General features: G+C 40.9%; 18 protein-coding genes (1 of these 18 cut by a window edge). 6 read left to right on the top strand and 12 right to left on the bottom strand.

The genetic code is table 11. The features are described from left to right. On the bottom strand, positions 1–883 hold the 5' portion of the coding sequence (locus tag ACVHUV_RS09415) for a DMT family transporter (protein ID WP_462084440.1). Its footprint begins 20 nt before the window's first position; 883 of the gene's 903 nt are visible here — the first part of the coding sequence; the start codon lies at positions 881–883; the stop codon falls past the left edge of the window. Between the two features lie 119 nt (positions 884–1,002). On the opposite strand from ACVHUV_RS09415, the gene ACVHUV_RS09410 reads away from it, so the two are divergent. Both ACVHUV_RS09410 and ACVHUV_RS09405 read left to right on the top strand, forming a co-directional pair. Further along, the gene (locus ACVHUV_RS09410) at positions 1,003–1,728 is read left to right on the top strand and encodes an MgtC/SapB family protein (RefSeq protein ID WP_317944027.1); all 726 of its coding nucleotides are present in this window, start codon (positions 1,003–1,005) and stop codon (positions 1,726–1,728) included. Between the two features lie 14 nt (positions 1,729–1,742). Continuing rightward, positions 1,743–2,744 carry a cation diffusion facilitator family transporter gene (locus ACVHUV_RS09405; RefSeq protein ID WP_462084439.1) on the top strand — a complete coding sequence of 334 codons (1,002 nt, stop codon included), beginning with the start codon at positions 1,743–1,745 and terminating at the stop codon, positions 2,742–2,744. Between the two features lie 46 nt (positions 2,745–2,790). On the opposite strand, the gene ACVHUV_RS09400 is transcribed toward ACVHUV_RS09405, so the two are convergent. Then, on the bottom strand, positions 2,791–3,957 hold the full coding sequence (locus ACVHUV_RS09400) for an iron-containing alcohol dehydrogenase (protein WP_462084438.1): 1,167 nt from the start codon (positions 3,955–3,957) through the stop codon (positions 2,791–2,793). Positions 3,958–4,062: 105 nt separating this feature from the next. Between ACVHUV_RS09400 and ACVHUV_RS09395 the strand changes: the two genes are divergently transcribed. Next, entirely contained in the window at positions 4,063–4,305 is a 243-nt protein-coding gene (locus ACVHUV_RS09395; RefSeq protein WP_317944021.1) for a DUF378 domain-containing protein, read from the top strand. A 46-nt stretch (positions 4,306–4,351) separates the two neighbouring features. Here ACVHUV_RS09395 and ACVHUV_RS09390 read toward each other — a convergent pair whose 3' ends face one another. The 3 genes from ACVHUV_RS09390 to pruA form a co-directional block, all read right to left on the bottom strand. Next, on the bottom strand, positions 4,352–5,596 hold the full coding sequence (locus ACVHUV_RS09390; protein ID WP_317944019.1) for a Glu/Leu/Phe/Val family dehydrogenase: 1,245 nt from the start codon (positions 5,594–5,596) through the stop codon (positions 4,352–4,354). An 87-nt stretch (positions 5,597–5,683) separates the two neighbouring features. Further along, positions 5,684–6,877, bottom strand: coding sequence for an ornithine--oxo-acid transaminase (locus tag ACVHUV_RS09385; RefSeq protein ID WP_462084437.1), 1,194 nt, complete (start codon positions 6,875–6,877; stop codon positions 5,684–5,686). Positions 6,878–6,939: 62 nt separating this feature from the next. Next, positions 6,940–8,484 carry an L-glutamate gamma-semialdehyde dehydrogenase gene (gene pruA / locus ACVHUV_RS09380; protein ID WP_462084436.1) on the bottom strand — a complete coding sequence of 515 codons (1,545 nt, stop codon included), beginning with the start codon at positions 8,482–8,484 and terminating at the stop codon, positions 6,940–6,942. 142 nt (positions 8,485–8,626) lie between these two features. Between pruA and ACVHUV_RS09375 the strand changes: the two genes are divergently transcribed. Continuing rightward, the gene (locus ACVHUV_RS09375; RefSeq protein WP_462084435.1) at positions 8,627–9,946 is read left to right on the top strand and encodes an AAA-type ATPase lid domain-containing protein; all 1,320 of its coding nucleotides are present in this window, start codon (positions 8,627–8,629) and stop codon (positions 9,944–9,946) included. Positions 9,947–9,961: 15 nt separating this feature from the next. Here ACVHUV_RS09375 and yugI read toward each other — a convergent pair whose 3' ends face one another. From yugI to ACVHUV_RS09350, 5 genes are all read right to left on the bottom strand, one after another. Continuing rightward, positions 9,962–10,336 (bottom strand): S1 domain-containing post-transcriptional regulator GSP13, encoded by a 375-nt coding sequence (gene yugI, locus ACVHUV_RS09370; protein WP_317944014.1) that lies wholly within the window; start codon positions 10,334–10,336, stop codon positions 9,962–9,964. A gap of 109 nt (positions 10,337–10,445) precedes the next feature. Beyond that, positions 10,446–12,161, bottom strand: a complete 1,716-nt coding sequence (locus ACVHUV_RS09365) for a sigma factor-like helix-turn-helix DNA-binding protein (protein WP_462084434.1) — start codon at positions 12,159–12,161, stop codon at positions 10,446–10,448. Between the two features lie 88 nt (positions 12,162–12,249). Next, positions 12,250–14,433: a hypothetical protein gene (locus ACVHUV_RS09360; RefSeq protein WP_462084433.1), complete on the bottom strand. Its 2,184-nt coding sequence runs from the start codon at positions 14,431–14,433 to the stop codon at positions 12,250–12,252. Continuing rightward, positions 14,423–14,977, bottom strand: a complete 555-nt coding sequence (locus ACVHUV_RS09355) for an RNA polymerase sigma factor (RefSeq protein ID WP_371391717.1) — start codon at positions 14,975–14,977, stop codon at positions 14,423–14,425. Before ACVHUV_RS09355 ends, ACVHUV_RS09360 begins: the two co-directional genes overlap by 11 nt. Before the next feature lie 158 nt (positions 14,978–15,135). After that, positions 15,136–15,387, bottom strand: coding sequence for a DUF1871 family protein (locus ACVHUV_RS09350; protein WP_371391751.1), 252 nt, complete (start codon positions 15,385–15,387; stop codon positions 15,136–15,138). Between the two features lie 93 nt (positions 15,388–15,480). Between ACVHUV_RS09350 and ACVHUV_RS09345 the strand changes: the two genes are divergently transcribed. Beyond that, complete coding sequence (locus ACVHUV_RS09345; protein ID WP_462086835.1) at positions 15,481–16,656, top strand: MalY/PatB family protein; 1,176 nt, start codon at positions 15,481–15,483, stop codon at positions 16,654–16,656. Positions 16,657–17,008: 352 nt separating this feature from the next. Here the strand turns inward: ACVHUV_RS09345 and ACVHUV_RS09340 are convergent, their stop codons facing one another. Both ACVHUV_RS09340 and ACVHUV_RS09335 read right to left on the bottom strand, forming a co-directional pair. Then, positions 17,009–17,230, bottom strand: a complete 222-nt coding sequence (locus ACVHUV_RS09340) for a hypothetical protein (protein WP_371391719.1) — start codon at positions 17,228–17,230, stop codon at positions 17,009–17,011. A gap of 26 nt (positions 17,231–17,256) precedes the next feature. Next, positions 17,257–18,000, bottom strand: a complete 744-nt coding sequence (locus ACVHUV_RS09335; protein WP_317944001.1) for a peptidylprolyl isomerase — start codon at positions 17,998–18,000, stop codon at positions 17,257–17,259. A 199-nt stretch (positions 18,001–18,199) separates the two neighbouring features. Here ACVHUV_RS09335 and ACVHUV_RS09330 point away from each other — a divergent pair, with 199 nt between their 5' ends. After that, the gene (locus ACVHUV_RS09330; protein ID WP_462086834.1) at positions 18,200–19,432 is read left to right on the top strand and encodes an MFS transporter; all 1,233 of its coding nucleotides are present in this window, start codon (positions 18,200–18,202) and stop codon (positions 19,430–19,432) included. Positions 19,433–19,460: the final 28 nt, after the last annotated feature.

The following is a 19,460-nucleotide window of genomic DNA, read 5'->3' as shown; positions in this document are numbered from 1 at the left end:
ATTTACGATGAATTTTTCTTGGATCAATGATGAAGAGAAGAATGCCTGCTATGACAACGATTCCGCCAATAATTTGCGCTGAAGTAAGCGTCTCATGAAAGATGTAATACGCCAATATTGAAGCTCCTACTGGTTCAAAAAGAATGGCAATTGAAATGACGTTTGTACTTACCCACTTTACTGCCCAATTGAATAGCGAGTGGCCGAGCAAATTCGGAATAAGCGCAAGCATAAAAAACCAGAACCAGTCAGTTGACGAATACGGACCAAATGATTCTCCCTTTACCAACACATAAAAGAATAATGTAATTGTACTGATTGCATACAGAACGAACGTATATGTAATAAGAGATAAACGTTTACGCACTTCTTGCCCAAAAAGAAGATATGCTGTAATAAACGCACAACCTGCCAAAGCGAGCATATCTCCGTAGAAAGCTGTACCGCTTAACTGAAAATCGCTCCAACTGATAATGATACTTCCACTAATTGCAATAACTGCAGATAAGATCGTCTTCATGGAGAGTTTTTCTTTAAAGAAGAAATACGTTCCGACAAACGCAAAAATAGGTTGTAGGGTCACCAAAACAGTTGAACTCGCAACAGAAGTGTAATTAAGTGATTCGAACCATAAGATAAAGTGAAAGGCAAGAAAAATTCCTGCTATCGAAGAAAAGATCCAATCTCTCTTCGTAAAGACCAATAATTCTTTACGGTACTTCATTAAAAATAATGGGAGCATCAATAAAACAGAGAACAACATTCTATAAAAAGCGATAACTCCCGCATCAGCTGTAGATAATTTAACAAAGATCGCTGATAAGGCGACTGAGATAACTCCTATGATAATCGGAATATACGGGTGGATAGAAGGCTTTTCCATATGGTACACATCTCTTTCGTTGTAAGTTTCATGTTAGTTTGTCATTGTTTATGGATAAAGACAATATAAAGAGTATAGCACAGGAGTGGTTTGAAGATGCTAGTAGGGGGAGAATTAGAATGGACTGGATTGCCGACAATTCGATGTATCCGGATGTCTTAATTAAAATCGCGTTAGCATTAGGACTAAGTTTAGTCATCGGTGTAGAGAGGGAAATAAAGAAGAAACCGATTGGATTAAAAACAAGTGCAGTCATCTCAACATTTAGTTGTCTATTGACGATTGTTTCTATGGAAGCTGCTTATTTAGTACCCGCCCGAGATGATATCAATGTAACGATGGATCCATTACGTCTAGCAGCACAAATTGTTAGTGGTATTGGCTTTCTTGGTGCGGGAGCAATCTTACGAAGGGACAATGATAGTATTACCGGCTTAACAACTGCTGCAATGATTTGGGGTTCGGCGAGTATTGGTATTGCCGTTGGAGCTGGTTTTTATATTGAAGCTGCATTCGCTGTTATAAGTGTATTGTTTGTAATCGAAGTCATTGCACCTATATTGGATCGGTTTGGTCCGCGTAGAATACGCTCAAAAGAAGCTTCATGTATTATTATCATTTCAGATAGAAGTAAGATTGATGAATTGATTGGAAAGCTAAGTGATGAAAGTATGTCTGTGGAAAATCTTCGAATCAGACAACTAATCCCTGAAGATGGCAAACCTCACATGCATGAACTCGATTTTAGATTAAATGCATTACCTAAGAAAAAAACATCCCAACTATATGTTGAATTGACTGAACTACCTTATATCGAATCAGTTGAACTAGAAATATTCCCTTAAATGGAGGAACCTTTATGCAGGATTTTATCAAACTCTTAAAAGATGGAAACAAACCTTCATTGCTTGCTGGTGTAATTAATACAATCATTGCTATCTTAAAAGGTATTGCCTATATGTTAACTGGTAACGTTGCAATGTTCGCAGAAACATTACACTCATTAGGCGATGCGGCCAATCAATTCTTCGTTTACATTGGTTCCGCGCTCTCTAAAAAAGCGCCGACACCAAAATTTCCAAACGGATTTGGCAGAGTCGTCAACCTCGTCTGCTTAGGAGCTGTCATTGTAGTTGCGATTATGTCTTATGAAGCAGTTAAAGAAGGTTGGCATCATATTCTTCATCCTACTGAAACGTCAGGACTCACCATTAATTTAAGCGTACTTGGGCTTGCAATTGTGTTGGAACTGTACGTCTTATTAAAAGCAGCAAAAGAAATTGCACATGAAACTGGAAACGATGCGAAAGGGTTTAAAGCACTTCTATACAGTTTCACGCATTTGAATCGTGCTAAGCCTGCCACAAAGCTTGTTTTTATGGAAGATTTGGTTGCAACAATTGGTGGAGTATTAGCTTTTACTGCCGTCCTTGTAGCACATTTCACTGGATTTCTTGCGGCAGAAGGAATTGCATCGGTGTTAATAGGTCTCATGATGTTTTATGTCGTTGGCAAAATATTTCTTGAAAACGCAAGAGGTGCTATAGGAGAAACCGATGAAGAAATGTTAAATCACATTGCGTACATCGTAGCTGAGGACCCGGATGTTAAAGATCTACAAAGAGTTGAGGTGATTAAAGAAGGGGAATTTCTCCATGTAGAAGTAGTGGCAGAAGTCGATTCCTCAAAAACACTTGAGTATATTGATGATATAAGGGATCGTTTGCTAGCATTAATATTAAAACAAAAAGGCGTTCGCGAAGCCCTTATTTCATTTGATGAAGATGATGGCATCAAAACATGGAAAGGCGTTAACGAATTGGCGATTTCAGAAGAAGCACGCAAAAAGTTACCCGAATGAAAAAGTACGCAGTAGAACTCACCGACGAGTTCCTGCGTACTTCTTTTTATAATGAAGCGACTAAAATTGATTTTACGTCTTCTTTTGTCAATTGAGCAAACCTGCCTACTGGTCCGTTTACAGAAGCTTTTTCAGCCATAAGCTCAATTTTAGATTCGTCAATATGGTAGTCTTTCAGCCTTTCAGGTGCACCAATTGATGACCAATACTTACGGAGCTGTTCTATTCCTTCCATTGCAGTTTCTTCAGTAGTCTTTCCTGTTGGATCAACTTGAAAAACATTTGTTGCAAACTTCGCAAAGCGTTCAGGATTCAACTGCATAGCATGTTTCATCCAATGCGGGAACAGAATCGCCAATCCTCCAGCATGCGGAATATCATAGACTGCTGAGACGGCATGTTCAATCTCATGTGTCCCCCAGTCGCCACCAGCATTCCCCATCCCTAAGAATCCATTCAATCCCCACGTTCCGCTTAATAAAATCGTTTCACGTAACTCGTAATTTTGCAGGTCATCTACTAGTTTTTCACCAGCGCGCATAATTACCCGTAATGCACTTTCACAAAGTTCATCTTGCAACGGTGTATTGGTAGCTTTATGAAAATACTGTTCCATTATGTGGGACATCATATCGACAATTCCATAAACGGTTTGATCACGCGGTAAGGAAAGCGTATACGTTGGATCGAGAATTGAGAATTTCGGGAAATTGAAAGGACTTCCCCATCCGTATTTCTCCTCTGTTTCTTCGTTTGTAATAACAGAACCTGCATTCATTTCAGAACCTGTTGCCGCCATCGTCAATATGGTACCAAATGGAATTGCATCGGTCGGCGTCGCTTTTTTACTGACAAAATCCCATGCATCGCCTTCATACTTCGCCGCTGTTGCTATCAATTTTGTACAATCCAGGACAGAACCACCCCCGACAGCCAATATGAAATCGATACCTTCCTCTTTACAAATCGCCGCCCCTTTCTTCGCTGTGGAAAGACGTGGATTCGGCTCGACTCCTGGTAGTTCATATAGTTCCTTTCCTGCTTTACTCAGAAGTTCGACCACTTCATTATATAAACCATTGCGCTTAATGCTTCCTCCGCCATACACGAGAAGAATTTTATTACCGTATGCAGCTAATTCATTCGTTAATTTTGAAATGGAATTTTTACCAAAGACTAATTTTACCGGGTTGTGAAATGTAAATTCATGCATCTCTTTCGCCTCCTCTTTTGTAGTACTCATTATCCAAGAATGAATAATCCGTTGCAAGTATGGAAGCTGTCCTATTGGGGTATTTTGGAGATAAGGAGGTGTGTCATGGAGAAAATCAAGCGAGTGGCCCTTGCCATCACAATTATTGGCGCTTTGAACTGGGGTGTTGTCGGCTTATTCAGTTACGATGTTGTCGCACAATTCGCTGGTGGGTACGCGAAACCGTTAGCCCGTTTCTTTTTTGTACTGATTGGGATTTCCGGTCTACTGTCGTTAGGCTTGCTATTTGAACATTGGCGCTATGAAGAGCGTGAAACTAACACCCTAGCAGGAACTGAAGAAGCATGAAAAAGCATCTCCCACTGTTCAGGAGATGCTTTTTCTATTCATTCGCTTACGCCCACCCACGGAAACGGGAAGCTTCAGCAGTTTTGCGGATACCAATCATATATGCAGCAAGGCGCATGTCAATGTTACGTGTAGACGCTACGTTGTACACATTTTCAAATGCCTCGACCATTTTTGTTGTCATTCTTTCGCGAACTTCTTCTTCAGTCCAGTAATAACCCATGTTATTTTGAACCCATTCGAAGTAAGATACCGTTACGCCACCTGCACTCGCAAGAACATCCGGTACGAGAAGAATGCCACGTTCTGTAAGGATTTTAGTCGCTTCAGATGTTGTTGGGCCATTCGCAGCTTCAACAACAATTTTCGCTTTAATATCGTTAGCGTTCTTTTCAGTGATCTGATTTTCGATCGCAGCAGGAACGAGAATATCACAATCCAATTCTAATAATTCCTCGTTAGAAATTGTATTGTCAAATAATGTCGTAACTGTACCGAAACTATCGCGACGATCTAATAGGTAATCAATGTCCAATCCGTTTGGATCATGCAATGCACCGTAAGCATCGGAAATACCGATTACTTTCGCTCCAGCGTCATGCAGGAATTTCGATAAGAAACTTCCAGCGTTTCCGAAACCTTGGATGACGATACGTGCACCTTTCATATCAATTCCACGCTTTTTAGCCGCTTCGTTAATAATGATCGTTACACCTTCAGCAGTCGCACGGTCACGACCTTGAGAACCACCGAGAACAATCGGTTTCCCTGTAATGAAACCAGGTGAGTTGAATTCATCAATTCTGCTATATTCATCCATCATCCAAGCCATAATTTGTGCATTCGTGAACACGTCTGGTGCAGGGATATCTTTTGTCGGTCCCATAACCTGACTTAATGCTCGTACATAACCACGGCTTAATCGTTCCAATTCGCCCATAGACATTTCACGTGGGTCACAGATAATACCGCCTTTACCGCCACCATATGGTAAGTCAACGATACCAGCTTTTAATGTCATCCACATTGAGAGAGCGCGCACTTCATCCGCACTTACTTGCGGATGGAAACGAACGCCACCTTTTGTCGGTCCTACTGCATCATTATGTTGTCCACGGAATCCTGTGAACACCTTAACTTTTCCATCGTCCATACGGACAGGAATTCTTACTTCCACCATACGTATAGGTTCTTTCAGAAGATCATACATTCCTTCATCGTAGCCTAATTTGTCAAGTGCTTCCTTGATGACAACTTGCGTAGACGTAAACAGATTCAGGTTTTCAGTCATGTAAAAGTTCGCCTCTTTGATTTCATAATGTCTTACTACTTCGCCCATATTGTACCATAGTCCACACTGTTTTTGTGTACTATTTCATTAACTTGCAAAAACTTTGTTGATGCGTTCTAAAGCCCAATCTAATTCTTCTTTTGTAATGATCAATGGTGGTGCAAAACGGATTACAGTATCGTGTGTTTCTTTGCACAGCAATCCAAGCTCTTTCAATTGTTCGCAATACGGACGAGCCGCTTCCGTCAATTCAACACCAATGAACAAGCCACGTCCACGTACTTCTTTAATAGAAGGGTGGTTGATTTTACTTAATTGTTCTACGAAGTAATTTCCTAGTTCCAATGATTTCTCAGCAAGTTTCTCGTCTAGAAGAACTTCTAAAGAAGCGATTGAAACTGCACACGCCATCGGATTACCACCGAATGTTGAGCCGTGTGAACCAGGGTTGAACACACCTAAGATATCTTTATTCGCTACGACACAAGAGATCGGGAATACGCCGCCACCAAGTGCTTTTCCGAGGATGTACATATCTGGCTCGATGTCTTCCCACTCACTTGCGAACATTTTACCTGTACGGCAAAGTCCAGCTTGAATTTCATCCGAAATGAAAAGTACATTGTGCTTTTTACAAAGCTCGAATGCCGCTTTCATGTAGCCAGCTGGTGGAATCAAAATTCCCGCTTCACCTTGGATTGGTTCGATGATGAATGCTGCTGTATTTGGTGTAATCGTTTCTTCCAACGCTTTTAAATCACCAAATGGTACAAGTTTAATACCTGGAAGCATCGGACCAAATCCACGCTTGTATTCTGCTTCAGAAGAGAGTGAAACTGCTGTCATCGTACGACCGTGGAAGTTTCCTGTGCATCCGATGATTTCAGCTTTGTCTTCAGCGATACCTTTCACATCATAAGACCAACGACGAGCTGCTTTAATAGCTGTTTCTACCGCTTCAGCACCTGTGTTCATTGGCAATGTCATATCTTTACCAGATAGTTTGCAGATCATTTCGTACCATGGGCCGAGTTGATCGTTGTGGAACGCGCGTGACGTCAAGGTTACTTTGTCCGCTTGATCTTTTAGCGCTTGAATGATTTTAGGGTGACGATGACCTTGGTTAACCGCAGAATACGCTGAAAGCATATCCATATATTTATTACCTTCTGGATCCTTTACCCAAACACCTTCCGCTTCTGAAATGACAATCGGAAGTGGATTGTAGTTATTTGCACCAAATTTATTCGTTTGGTTAATCAACTTTTCTGAAATTGACATCTAATTCCCTCCTTAAGATATGTAAATATGGAAGCAGTCCTAGAACTGCCTCCAATTAGTTATTAAAGTGTTTCTGAAGTCGTTTTACCTTGCATGTGAAGTTGCAAGTAATCAGGACCGCCCGCTTTTGAGTCTGTACCTGACATGTTGAAACCACCGAATGGTTGGTAACCAACGATTGCACCTGTGCATCCACGGTTGAAGTATAAGTTTCCTACGTGGAAATCTTCGCGCGCTTGTTCGATATGTGCGCGATTGTTTGTAATAACAGCACCTGTTAAGCCGTAGTCTGTGTTGTTTGCAATTTCAATTGCTTCGTCAAAGCTTTTCGCTTTTGTCAAACCAACAACTGGTCCGAAGATTTCTTCTTGCATGATGCGTGCATCTGGAGCGAGGTCAGCAAATACTGTAGGTGCAATGAAATAACCTTTTGAGCTGTCGCCTTCTCCACCAGCGATTAGACGGCCTTCTTCTTTTCCGATTTCGATATAGCTCATGATTTTGTCGAATGAAGCTTGGTCGATAACCGGACCTGCGAAGTTGGATTGGTCTGTTGGATCACCGTAAGTCAATGCTTTTGTTAACTCTTCCACTCTAGAAACGACTTGGTCATACACATCTTCGTGAATGACTGCACGTGAACAAGCAGAACATTTTTGTCCGCTGAATCCGAATGCTGATTTCACGATGGATTGTGCTGCCAATTCAAGATCCGCTTCGTTGTCAACAACGATTGTGTCTTTACCACCCATTTCAGCGATAACACGCTTCAACCAAATTTGGCCTTCGTTCACTTTTCCAGCACGTTCGTAAATACGGGAACCGACTTCGCGTGATCCTGTGAAAGAAATGAAACGAGTTCTTGGGTGATCTACAAGGTAGTCCCCAACTTCAGCGCCTGAACCTGGAATGTAGTTCACTACGCCTGCAGGCATACCTGCTTCTTCTAATACTTCGATAAATTTATATGCAACAACTGGTGTTGTAGATGCTGGTTTCAATAGAACTGTGTTACCCGTTACGAGTGCAGCTACTGTTGTACCTGCCATAATCGCGAATGCGAAGTTCCATGGAGAGATGACAACACCTACACCTAAAGGAATGTAGTCGAAACGGTTGAACTCACCTGGACGGCTTTCAACTGGCATACCGTCTTTTAGTTTCAACATTTGACGGCCATAGTACTCTAAGAAGTCGATTGCTTCTGCAGTATCTGCATCCGCTTCGTTCCATGGCTTACCTGCTTCTTTTGTTAAAAGCGCTGAAAATTCATGTTTGCGACGACGTACGATTGCAGCAGCTTTGAAAAGAACGTCTGCACGGAATTCAGGTTTTACTTTTTTCCAAGTGTTGAATGTTGCATCAGCAGTTTGCATCGCTTTTTCAGCAAGGTCTCTGCTCGCTTTTGAAACGCGGCCGACGACTTCTTCTTTGTTCGCAGGGTTTGTCGATACAAGTTTGTCTTCGGTCATAATGCGTTCGCCGCCGATGATTAGAGGGTAATCTTGCCCAAGATAGCCTTCAACTGTTTGTAGAGCGTCTAAAAAGGCTTTTTTGTTTTCTTCTTGTGTAAAATCTGTAAATGGTTCGTGTTTGTATGGAATCATGTTACTCCTCCTCCGTTATGATACGCAAAAAAAATTTGCATTTAATCTTTGATTACATTTATAATAATGCAAGAGATTGTTGCACATTTCAAGTGTTTTTATTTAAATCACGAAAAAAAGTACACGGAAGGTGTTTTTGATGATGGATAAAATCGAAAAAGCCCTCTTTCCTTTATATGAATTTGCAGTGAATCGTGCCGGTGTAGGAATCCATGCAATTGATAAAAACGGCCGTACGGTCATATACAATCATAAAATGAAAGCCATTGAAGGATTAGAGCTGGAAGAAGTTGCAGATCGATCAATAATTGAGCTATTTAATTTTAATCAAGAAGAAAGTACATTGTTAAAAGTGTTGCAAAGCGGTATTGAGCAGTTGAATGTGAAACAGACATATTGGAACCGCAAAGGAAACGAAATTACGACCATTAACGATACGTATCCCGTCTTTAGCAATGGGGAACTAATCGGTGCTGTGGAAATTGCACGAGATGTAACAGCTCTTGAGAAATTTATTCTTCATCCCCTCCGAAAAAATAGTGACCCTGTAACGTTCAATCAAATTATTGCAGCATCGGAAGAAATGCAAGCGGTTGTTTCTACTGCACTAAAAGCCTCTCAAGCAAAACTACCCGTGTTGCTGATTGGTGAATCTGGTACAGGAAAAGATTTACTGGCGGAGAGTATTCATAATGAATTTTCTCCTGTAAACGGTCCTTTCTATACACTTTTTTGTCATCGTTCAGACGAGTCGCTCATCGATCGATTGGATGAAGACTTAACTGAACATGATGCATTCACGTTATTTTGTGATCGGATTGATTTATTATCCATACCACTTCAACAGAAACTGTTTTCTTTTCTAAAAAAGGCGGTACAACCTGGCAATCAATTCATCGCAAGTATCGGCGATGACCCTGTTGAACTGATCGCTAAAGGAGCTTTATTGAAAGATCTGTATTACTTTTTTGCTTCTTTTGCAATTCGCATTTCCCCTTTGCGGAAACGAAAAGAGGACATACTTGCTTTCATTACTTCGTATTTAGCGAAGAGAAGAGAGCGGTTTGGTTCTTCCCTAGAAGGAATAACTACAGAAGTCGAGGAATTGTTTTTACGATATGAATGGCCAGGCAATATGCGAGAACTTGAGTTTCTTTTAGACGAAATTACGTCGCTTGCAAGTACAGAGTCGGTCATTACATACGATATGTTGCCTTTGCATTTTCGGATGAAAAGCAATGGGTTGAACGACACACCTTTACAAGACACGGATTTTGTTGTCCAACACCAGAAAGATTTATTGCCGCTCGATCAATATTTAAAAGATGCGGAAGCATATTACTTACAAAAAGCGATGAAGTTGCATGAAGATAATATTACCAAAACGGCGCAAGCACTTGGAATGAGTAGGCAAAATCTTCAATATCGTTTACGAAAGGTAAAAAATGGGAGAGGCGATTAAGCCTACTCCCATTTTTTAATAACCAGACCGTGTAATCCAGTCTTTTAGTTTGTCTTTTAACGAGTTAAATCCTTCTGCGTCATGCTCTTTTACTTTGTCTTGCAATGATTTTCGGGGACGGCTCGGTTTTTGTGTGGCGGGTGGCGCTTCTTGCAATGCCCGAATGGACAAACTGATTTTACCTGCGTCTTCATCCACTTCCAGTACTTTCACTTTTACAACGTCGCCTACAGCAAGATACTCATTAATATCTCTGACGAAACCGTACGTGATTTCCGAAATATGGACGAGTCCTTGTGTCTCTTCATCCAATGCCACGAATGCGCCATATGGCTGGATGCCCGTTACCTTACCAGTCAGCTCTTCCCCCACTTCGTATGTTCTGCCCATGCGAAACAGCTCCCAATCTACATCTATCGAATTTGCCTATGCGGCCATCAATAATTATACCATAGAAAGCCCTTTCACAACAAAAATTTGGCAAAGCAGTCGGAAAATTTCACTTATTTTTTTCTTTCTTTTCGTGGATAATTGGCCAAATAAGATTATAAATTTCCATATAGCTATTTTGATTATCCAGAGTATACCGCGACCAACCTTCCTCCTCCATATTTTCAATGACGGTTGTCATGACTGTAGCAGCTGGCGATGGTTGTTCACGGTCCGCAATTTGCTTCCACACTTTTTGATATTCCGGTTTAATGGCACCAGTAAGGTCATAACTAGAATCCACCGCTTCACTTTCAAGGCCAAGTATGGAATGAAAGAGCCACATATATGACCCTACAATCACTTGTTCAACGTATTCGTTAGAGAATATCCCCGTTAATTCATCGCCCATTAAATCGTCTTCAACGAAAAAAAGTAGATTAACTTGTTCGTCGAGCGGTTTTTTAACGATCTCTTCCATACCACCCATTAACAGATTCACATACTCACGTACACTCGGATGTAATTTGTTTTGAATATCTTCGATGAGCTGTTCATCCCCAAACTGTGGATAGTAGAACATATTGTCAGACACTACTACAGAAAAATTTTGTGTCTTCATTCCTTTTAATGCATCTTGGAGCTGTTTGGGGTAACCTACTTCGTTTTCAGCTAACGTTTGGACGATCACCTCGCCATTGTCATTCCATTCATAAGTAGGTATGATATCTTCGTGTTCCTGAAGGATAGCTAAATAAGATTGAATAAGCATGGTGGAACTACCAAACAAATTCCCGATAAACGCTATACTCGCTGTCCGATCGTTGACTAAAGGTTTATTCTTTAATTCTGCCATCCACTCTGACGGCAACTTCAGCTCATTAATGAGAGCTGCGTAGTCTTCTTTCGCCTTCTTTCTATCAATCTTCCCATTTTCTTCTAACTCTCTTGTTAATGCTCGTAACCAATCTTTAAAATTTAACCTTGTGTCTTCACCATACATATTATAATGATTCATAGTAATCGCTGTTCGTTTCGTCAATCCAGCAAGTTCGAATCGTTTGGCGATTTCTTTCTCAAATTCCTCTTCGGTTTTTTCGATGAATTTCTCACTGGCGGATTTTTGATAGGCTTCACTATTTGTTACAGATACAAAAAGTAACGTGAATAACATGGCGACGCCTAAACTCCACATCGCTAACGTCTTTCGTTTCGGTTTTTTCCCCTTTAATTTTGTCGGCTCAATTGAATGATGTGTAGTGTGTGTGAATATCCGGTCTTCATCATAAAGAGTTTGCAATCTTCCATAAGACGTATGTAAAAACTCCAACTTTTTTTCTAGGTTCGGTTCATCCAGTTGCTGAAAAGCTTCAGCAAGTTTTGTTTCCACTACTCCTGTTGGCACGTTTAGAATCTCCGCAATTTGTGCTGGAGATTTGTTGTGAAACAGGTTCAAGATAAAAGGTATCCTAACTTCTTTTGGTAATTCAATAATGCGGTTATGCAAAACCTCGTCTTCTTTAAATGCAAAGAGTTTTTCATCGGACGGATGAATGGTAACGTCCTCTAACCGACTGAGCAAAATTCTAATCGTATCATCCTCATGCAATGCTTCACTTCTGTTTTCATACAATTTTTGAAACACAATTTCTACAAAGTTTGCAGCTTGTTGCGGTCTTAGCCCATATTGGATTGCGAGACGTTCCATATGCGGCAACATCAGGCGTATCCATTCCAAAGAAGACTCTTTATCCGTCTCTAAGGTTGGTTGCTTCTCTTCATTCATGTACTCTCCCCCTGCTTTCCAAAACATCCCTTTCTTTACTATAACAAAGAATATAGAAAAAGACCGCAGAATTCGCAGTCTTTTTTGTTTATTTTAAATGATTAACATTGACGCGCCATCCGTCATCTGTCCAAAGCATATGAAATTGTTGTGCAGCTGGCAGTTTTGGATACTTTTCTTGATTTACTGTAAACGTGGCGACACCAGGCCAATTGCCATCTTGGTCTTCTTCAAGCCCTTTGAAGGACATGGATGTATACATATCTTCAGCATACGGAAATTTGTATCGATCACCATTTTCGACAAATGCCGACTTCTCAATTAAATCCGCACCGAATTCTTGATAAATCAATGCATATTGTGTTTCATAATCTTGTAAAGATCCTGCGTATAAATAGAGGCTCATTATTGTCAACGCTACTTCTCCGTATAAGTTAGCTGGATTTTTCGACTCTTTAAAGGTTTCATAGAGCTCTTTCATATGCTTAAGTGTCATCTCGTCAATTGGTATTTCGGGTGATTGTTCGTACGATGGAAGTTTTTCAAGATACATGTCTCTAATTTTCCATACATCATCTTCACCATATGTGAGATGTACTGAATTTTTAACTTCCGCGCCATTGTTAATCGTAACAAAACCATAAAGTGCATGTTCGTAACGGTTTATGTTTTCATTTGTAAATTTAATATCCGTTGCGTTTCTAAATAAGGAGAGACCTTTTCGGTAAAAGTCGATATATTGCTCCTCTGAGAAACCTGTTTCCGACATATCTCCATAATTTTCATTGAATAGTCGATACATCGTTTTGGGGTCTTCGACTTCATTTGCATAGTTGAAAATCCCTACAATATGCACAGGTGAAATCCCTTTTAACACGGACTTGTCATACGACTTTTTGAATGCGCTGTAGAGTTCTTTAACTTCCTGATCAAATGCCTCATTTGGCAGGACAACCGCCTTCTCTTCGAATACAGGCATTTCACCATACATGTATTCTTCTAACACCCCTTCACGATAAAGGACGAGTGCTTCTTCTAGATCATTATAGTTGAGTGAATCCCAATGCTCTGATTGCCGCCAATCTGAAGCCTTCATCTCTTTAACAATCGGCCTCATAAGATAGGTCAATGGTGTTGCGTTTCCACTATACGATAGATTGGTCCATGCCTCCTGGTACTCCGGTAACAATACACCATCCGCATCAAAGATTTTCGTTTGTTCGCTCCCTTTGACAATTTCATTAAATAGCATCACAAAGTACGTTTGCATAACCGGATACAAGGATGAATCCTGTTGGACGTTCATCAATGTTCGTTCCATTGCTGTGATCTTTTCGACTGTCTCAGGGACGGTATATTCAAGGACTCCTGCATACATATACGGTTCATCAGCAAGCATATGAATGTATGCATTTGTGAAATCATGAAGTTTAGAAGAAAGTTCTTCAGCTGACCTCGATAGATAAAATTTGGATTTAATTTCTCCTGTATATTTCCCCGAATGCAATTGAATCGATTGTTCTTTCATCGTATGAATAATATTTTGAAGCGGCTCTGGAAAACTATTTTTACTCGTCATCATGACATCGGCTTTATCAGCAGATGGATCCACTTCATAGGCATCAATTGCTGTTTTGTTTTCTTCTACGATTTGATCGTAAATGGCTTGCAATCTTTTGACTTTTTCCCGGTAACTATTCAAGAATGCAATACTCGCTTCTTCATCCTCCCGAAGCGGATTGCGTTTTACGTCTTGAATCATTTCGGCAGGCGTTTTTAGTTCTTCGATTGCTCGGTTGTAGACTTCTTGCAATCGCTCATTTGCATTTCCATCCTGTTTAACAGACTGTATGAAAGTCTTATGATCCAAAATTGAGATTGAATTAGATTGGGCATACATTCTAAAATGCTCTTCATCCAACTGCAACATCTCTCTACGCTTTTCTTTTTCCACTTCAAATTGTTGTTTCAGTTCTTCGATGTAGGCATCAATTTCTCCACTTTCCAAATTTTCTTCGTTCGGATTTTGGTTATTTCCATCAAGGACGTCATTGGCAATGAAACCGATGATGAATACACTCGCAACGCTTACAGCTAAAACCGTTATACGCTGTCTGAATCCACCTTTTTTAACAGGTTTCTGTTCAACAGGTGCAGGAGGATGTTCCGCATCGATTTTCTTGAATACTTCTTCCGGATCGAAAGTCGAAGGAATACGTTCATAGGACTTTTTCAAGAATTCCATTCGTTTCTCAAAATGATCATTGCTCATGTGATACACCTCCCGTCGTTTCAATTTCCTTTTTCAATGCATCCTTTGCTCTGAAAATCCTCGTTTTCACAGCAGCCATCGTTACGTTTAACACTTCCGAAATTTGTTGGTACGACAAGTCTTGGAAATAAAACAAAATGAGTGGAATTCGGTATTTTTCATCTAAACGCAATATCGCGTTATGCAATTCCTGATCTTCTTCAAAAAGGAGCACGTGTTTCTCTGCTGACTGATGTGCGACCGTACTCATTTCCTTTTTAACCCGTTCTTCTTTGTCCGTCTCCCGACCTGCTTTTCGGTAATAATCCCGAGCAGCATTCAGTGTAATTTTGTATAACCATGTCGTAAATCGCTGTTGATTGAACTGCGGTAAGAATCGATAGAGCTTTATGAAGACCTCCTGTGTAACATCCGGAATATCATCAACACGGACACCACATTGATAAGCAAATTTTTCAACAGTCCGGTAATAACGATTCATTAATTCTGTGAAAGCTGACCGATCTCCGTTCTGCGCTTTCTGGATCAAGTCCGTTTCTTCCATGTGTCACCCTCACTCTCTTTCCCCTCTGCTCATGATACGAGGGATTTCAATTGATTGTTTCATCCTTTTAATGAAGAACATAAAAAACCGCCTGAAGCAGGTATCCTAACGCTTCGGGCGGTAATAATTTTTCTTTATCCTAACAATCTTTCTTTTGGTTATACGATGCATTTCGCTTCGTACTTTATTGCGAACAACTTATATGCTATTTGCATGCACTTTTCTAACGGAATCCATAGTTCATAGGAATGTTCATAGATTTCTCTAATCCGTTTTGCTAAATCTGTCGGATGATCGAGCAACTGGAGTTCTGAGACGACATCAGCAATTTCGTGCTCATACGCCTTCCGCCCCATATTGAAAGGATCCCAATCTTCTAGTAGTAAGACAGCTTTTTTGTTCATGTCCATAGTTTGCACGTCAAGTCACCTTATTTTTTTCTTTTCTTTCATTTATGATAACATAGTAATGTAAAAGAAAAAAGGAAATGAGGGGTTTTTAAGATGAATGCGTTCGAACAAGTCATTAGCCGTAAAAATACGCGTTCCGTGAAATGGGGTAATATGGAAGCCGTTTACGGGGTGGAAAACGCGGAAGAAATTTTACCGATGTGGATCGCGGATATGGATTTCCCTGCTCCACCGCCAATTATTGAAGCGATGAGAGAGCGCTTAGATCATGGCATTTTCGGTTATTCATACATATGCGAAACGTGCAAGGATGCTGTACGTTCTTGGTTGTCTTCTCGTCACCGATGGGAAACACAAAATGATTGGATGCTCTTCCATCATGGTGTTGTGCCTGCTATTGCAACGGTAGTAGAAACATTTTCGAAGAAAGGCGACAATATTCTCATTACGACGCCTGTCTATCCTCCGTTTTTCAACGTACCGGGTCATCAAGAGCGAAACATTGTAGAATGTGCTCTCCTTGAAGACAATGGGGAGTACTCAATCGACTTTGAAGCATTCGAAAAATGTTTGCAACAAGATATTAAAATCTTCATATTATGTAATCCACATAACCCGGCAGGTATCGTATGGTCAGAAGCGGATTTACGACAAATTTTACGTCTCTGTAACCAATATGACGTGCTCGTGCTTTCAGATGAAATCCACGCCGACCTCGTGTTACCAGGTGCAACACATATTCCACTTGCCAAACTCGCTGAAGAAGAAGGTGGAAAAATTGTCACGTGTGTCGCTCCGACAAAAACTTTCAACTTGGCTGGTGTACAAGCTGCCATCATGATTACAAGCGACGAAGAGTTAAAAACTGCCTTACAGAAAAATGCAATGGCACACGGACAAATGGAGTTGAACGCTTTCGCTGCTTCCGCGCTCAAGTCAGCTTACACGGAGTGTGAAGCTTGGTTAGATGAACTACTTGAAACACTTTCAACAAACATGGATTATGTCATCAATGAATTGCCGAAAGCTGTACCGGGTATCGCCATTCAAAAACCTGAGGCAACCTATTTGTTATGGATCGATTACCGAGGAACGGGTTTATCGGAAGAAGATATGATGGACAAATTATTAAACAACGGAAAACTTGCGCTTGAGCCAGGCACGAAGTATGGTGAAGCAGGCAGAGGTTTCCTACGAATGAACATCGCAACGCCTCGTTCTGTAGTGGAAGACGGCGTGAAGCGCTTCATAACTGCAATGCAAGCTTAACGTTTTTCAGAAGAATCCGTTCTTGGATTCTTCTTTTTTATTGTGTATGCTGTGTGTGTCAAAGGTAGCCTGATGGATTGATTTTTGCCACATGCTTTAAGTCAATTTGTCGTTGGAATGGAAATTGCTTTCTTTTTGCGAAGGAGAAGCGGTTTTTTAGCACGCAGGGCTGGTTCTTGAGCGCGGATTGCTCTTCCATGAGCGCACGGGACCAGTTCTTGAACGCGGGCTTAATTTTTTTGCTATCGGCACATATTTTTTGTTCGCGATTTAACAAAGATGTGAATGTAGATAATATAAGACATGCAAAAAGGACACCTGCCCCATTTGTTAGTGGCGGATGTCCTTTCGTTTATTCGTGGGATTGTTGGTGTTTTTCACGGGCTTCACGGCGTTCGCGAAGAATGCGTTCTTCAAGTTCGCGCGTTTCTTCTTCTTGTTTTTTTGAGTTTTTCTTAATCCACATGAATGTGAGGACGAGAAGAATCATGAAAAAAACGAAGGAGAAAAATGCCGGGATGTATTCGGATTTATCCTCTGGAAAGTAAAGGAACGGCATAAGGATAACGTTCATTTACGGACACTTCCTTACTGGTTGGATTATTTCTGCAAGATTTCAATCGATTCGATTGAGATTTCTTCTGTCGGCTTGTCGGAACGATCTGTTTCTGCTGCAGCGATTTTGTCCACTACATCCATACCTTCGATAACTTGTCCAAATACTGTATGTTTTTGGTCAAGGTGTGGTGTTCCACCCATTTCAGCGTATGCATCAGCGATTTCTTCCGGCCAGCCACCTTGTTTCAATTGATTTGAACTTCCTGGTGCACTGGATGCTTGAACGATGAAGAACTGGCTACCGTTTGTGTTTGGACCAGCGTTCGCCATTGATAGCGCACCTCTAAGATTAAAAAGGTTCATCGTGAATTCGTCTTCAAAAGAAGAACCGTATATACTTTCTCCGCCCATACCTGTACCTGTTGGGTCTCCACCTTGGATCATGAAATTATTAATTACACGGTGGAAGATGATGCCGTCGTAATAGCCGTTTTCAGCATGCGTCAGAAAGTTTTCTACAGTCTTTGGCGCTTGCTCCGGGAATAGTTTAATTTTGATTGGCCCCATCGTTGTGTTCATAACGACCAATGCTTCATTTGCTGCTACTTCAGTTGATAATTGTGGATACATACTTTCGGCCTCCTCATTTGTCGAATCGCCTGATGCGTTCGTCGAGTCATTATTATTTGTTGGTTGTTTATCGACTTGCTCGTCTTTACTTTGACCACAAGCAGCAACAAAAATCATGACCATTGCCATAACCAATGCTAGTGTCGATTTTTTCATTTTCATTCACCCTGATTTAGTTTACCATATCCCTTTTCGTTTTTCGATGGATAAGCAAGAAACTTCCTTCGACTCCCGAATTGATTTATACTGTATCCAGTACAATAGAGCGTTTAACGTATTGCGGCAGAGGGAAATCTGTTTTGGGATGACTTTTGTCGACGAACGAGACGGCATTGTACATGAAAGCAGGGTTAACATGACGATTCAAAAACGGAATTTTATCATCATATGGGTTGCGAACTTTTTAGTTGCTGGCACAATGACGATGATTATGCCTTTTTTATCTTTGTATATTGAGACATTCGGCGATCATTCGGATGCATATGTCCAAAAATGGTCCGGGCTAATTTTCGGGGCGACATTTATCACCGCGTTAATCATGTCACCGATTTGGGGAAGGATTGCCGACAAATATGGGTTTAAACCAATTCTATTAATAAATGGCTTTGGGATTGCGACGTCCGTCTTTTTAATGGGGTTCGTTCACTCGGTGGAAGCGTTTTTTGTTCTCCGACTCTTCAATGGTGTTGTGACCGGATTCATTCCTACCTCATTGGCGTTCGTTTCATCGCAGACGTCTCGTGAAGAGGCAGGGAAAAAGCTTGGGACGCTACAAATGGGCAGCGTGACTGGGACGTTATTTGGACCTGTTTTAGGTGGATTGATGGCAGATGCGTTCGGATTCAAATACACGTTTATCATTACGTCGATTTCTGTTGTCATCGCTGCACTGATCGTGCTTTTCGGCATTAATGAACAACGGAAAGTGAAAAACGAAAAAGCCGTTCATTATTCGCGGAAAACGATTCTTTCAGGATTGTTGCATCATAGGCTTATGCTCAATGTCATGATTGTAACAGCGTTAATTCAAATTGGGAACTTTAGCATCCAGCCGCTCTTATCGCTCTATGTCGCTGAGTTAACAGATTCAAATGATGTCGCTTTCCTTGCAGGGTTGACGTTCAGTGCTGCTGGAGTCGGAAACCTTTTGTTCGCACGCAAATGGGGCAAACTTGGCGATGACATTGGGTATGAAAAGGTGTTGGGTGCGCTACTCGTTCTGTCATTCATCTTTATCGTCCCGCAAGCGTTTGTATCTTCGATTTGGCATCTCATGATTTGGCGTCTGTTATTCGGAATTGCGATTGGTGGGATGACTCCGATTACAACAGCGCTTGTCAGACGTGAAGCACCTGTTGACATTCAAGGTGAAGTAATGGGTTACAATACGAGTTTCCGATTCCTCGGCAACATTATCGGTCCAATGTTTGGTGGGATTATCAGTGGATTTGTCGGTATCTCGTCAGTGTTCATCTTAACCGGACTCTTGTTTATGGTGGGATTTGCATTTCTTTATTATGCAAAAAGAAAACCCGTACAGGATTTCGAAGACTTTTTGGCAGATGAAGATCAGAAAGCACATACGTAAATTTCAGCACATTTCTGTTATGGAAATG

The sequence above is a fragment of the Sporosarcina saromensis genome (assembly GCF_054901285.1).
Note: the sequence above shows the minus strand (reverse complement) of the source record. Positions and strands in the feature narration are given on the sequence as shown.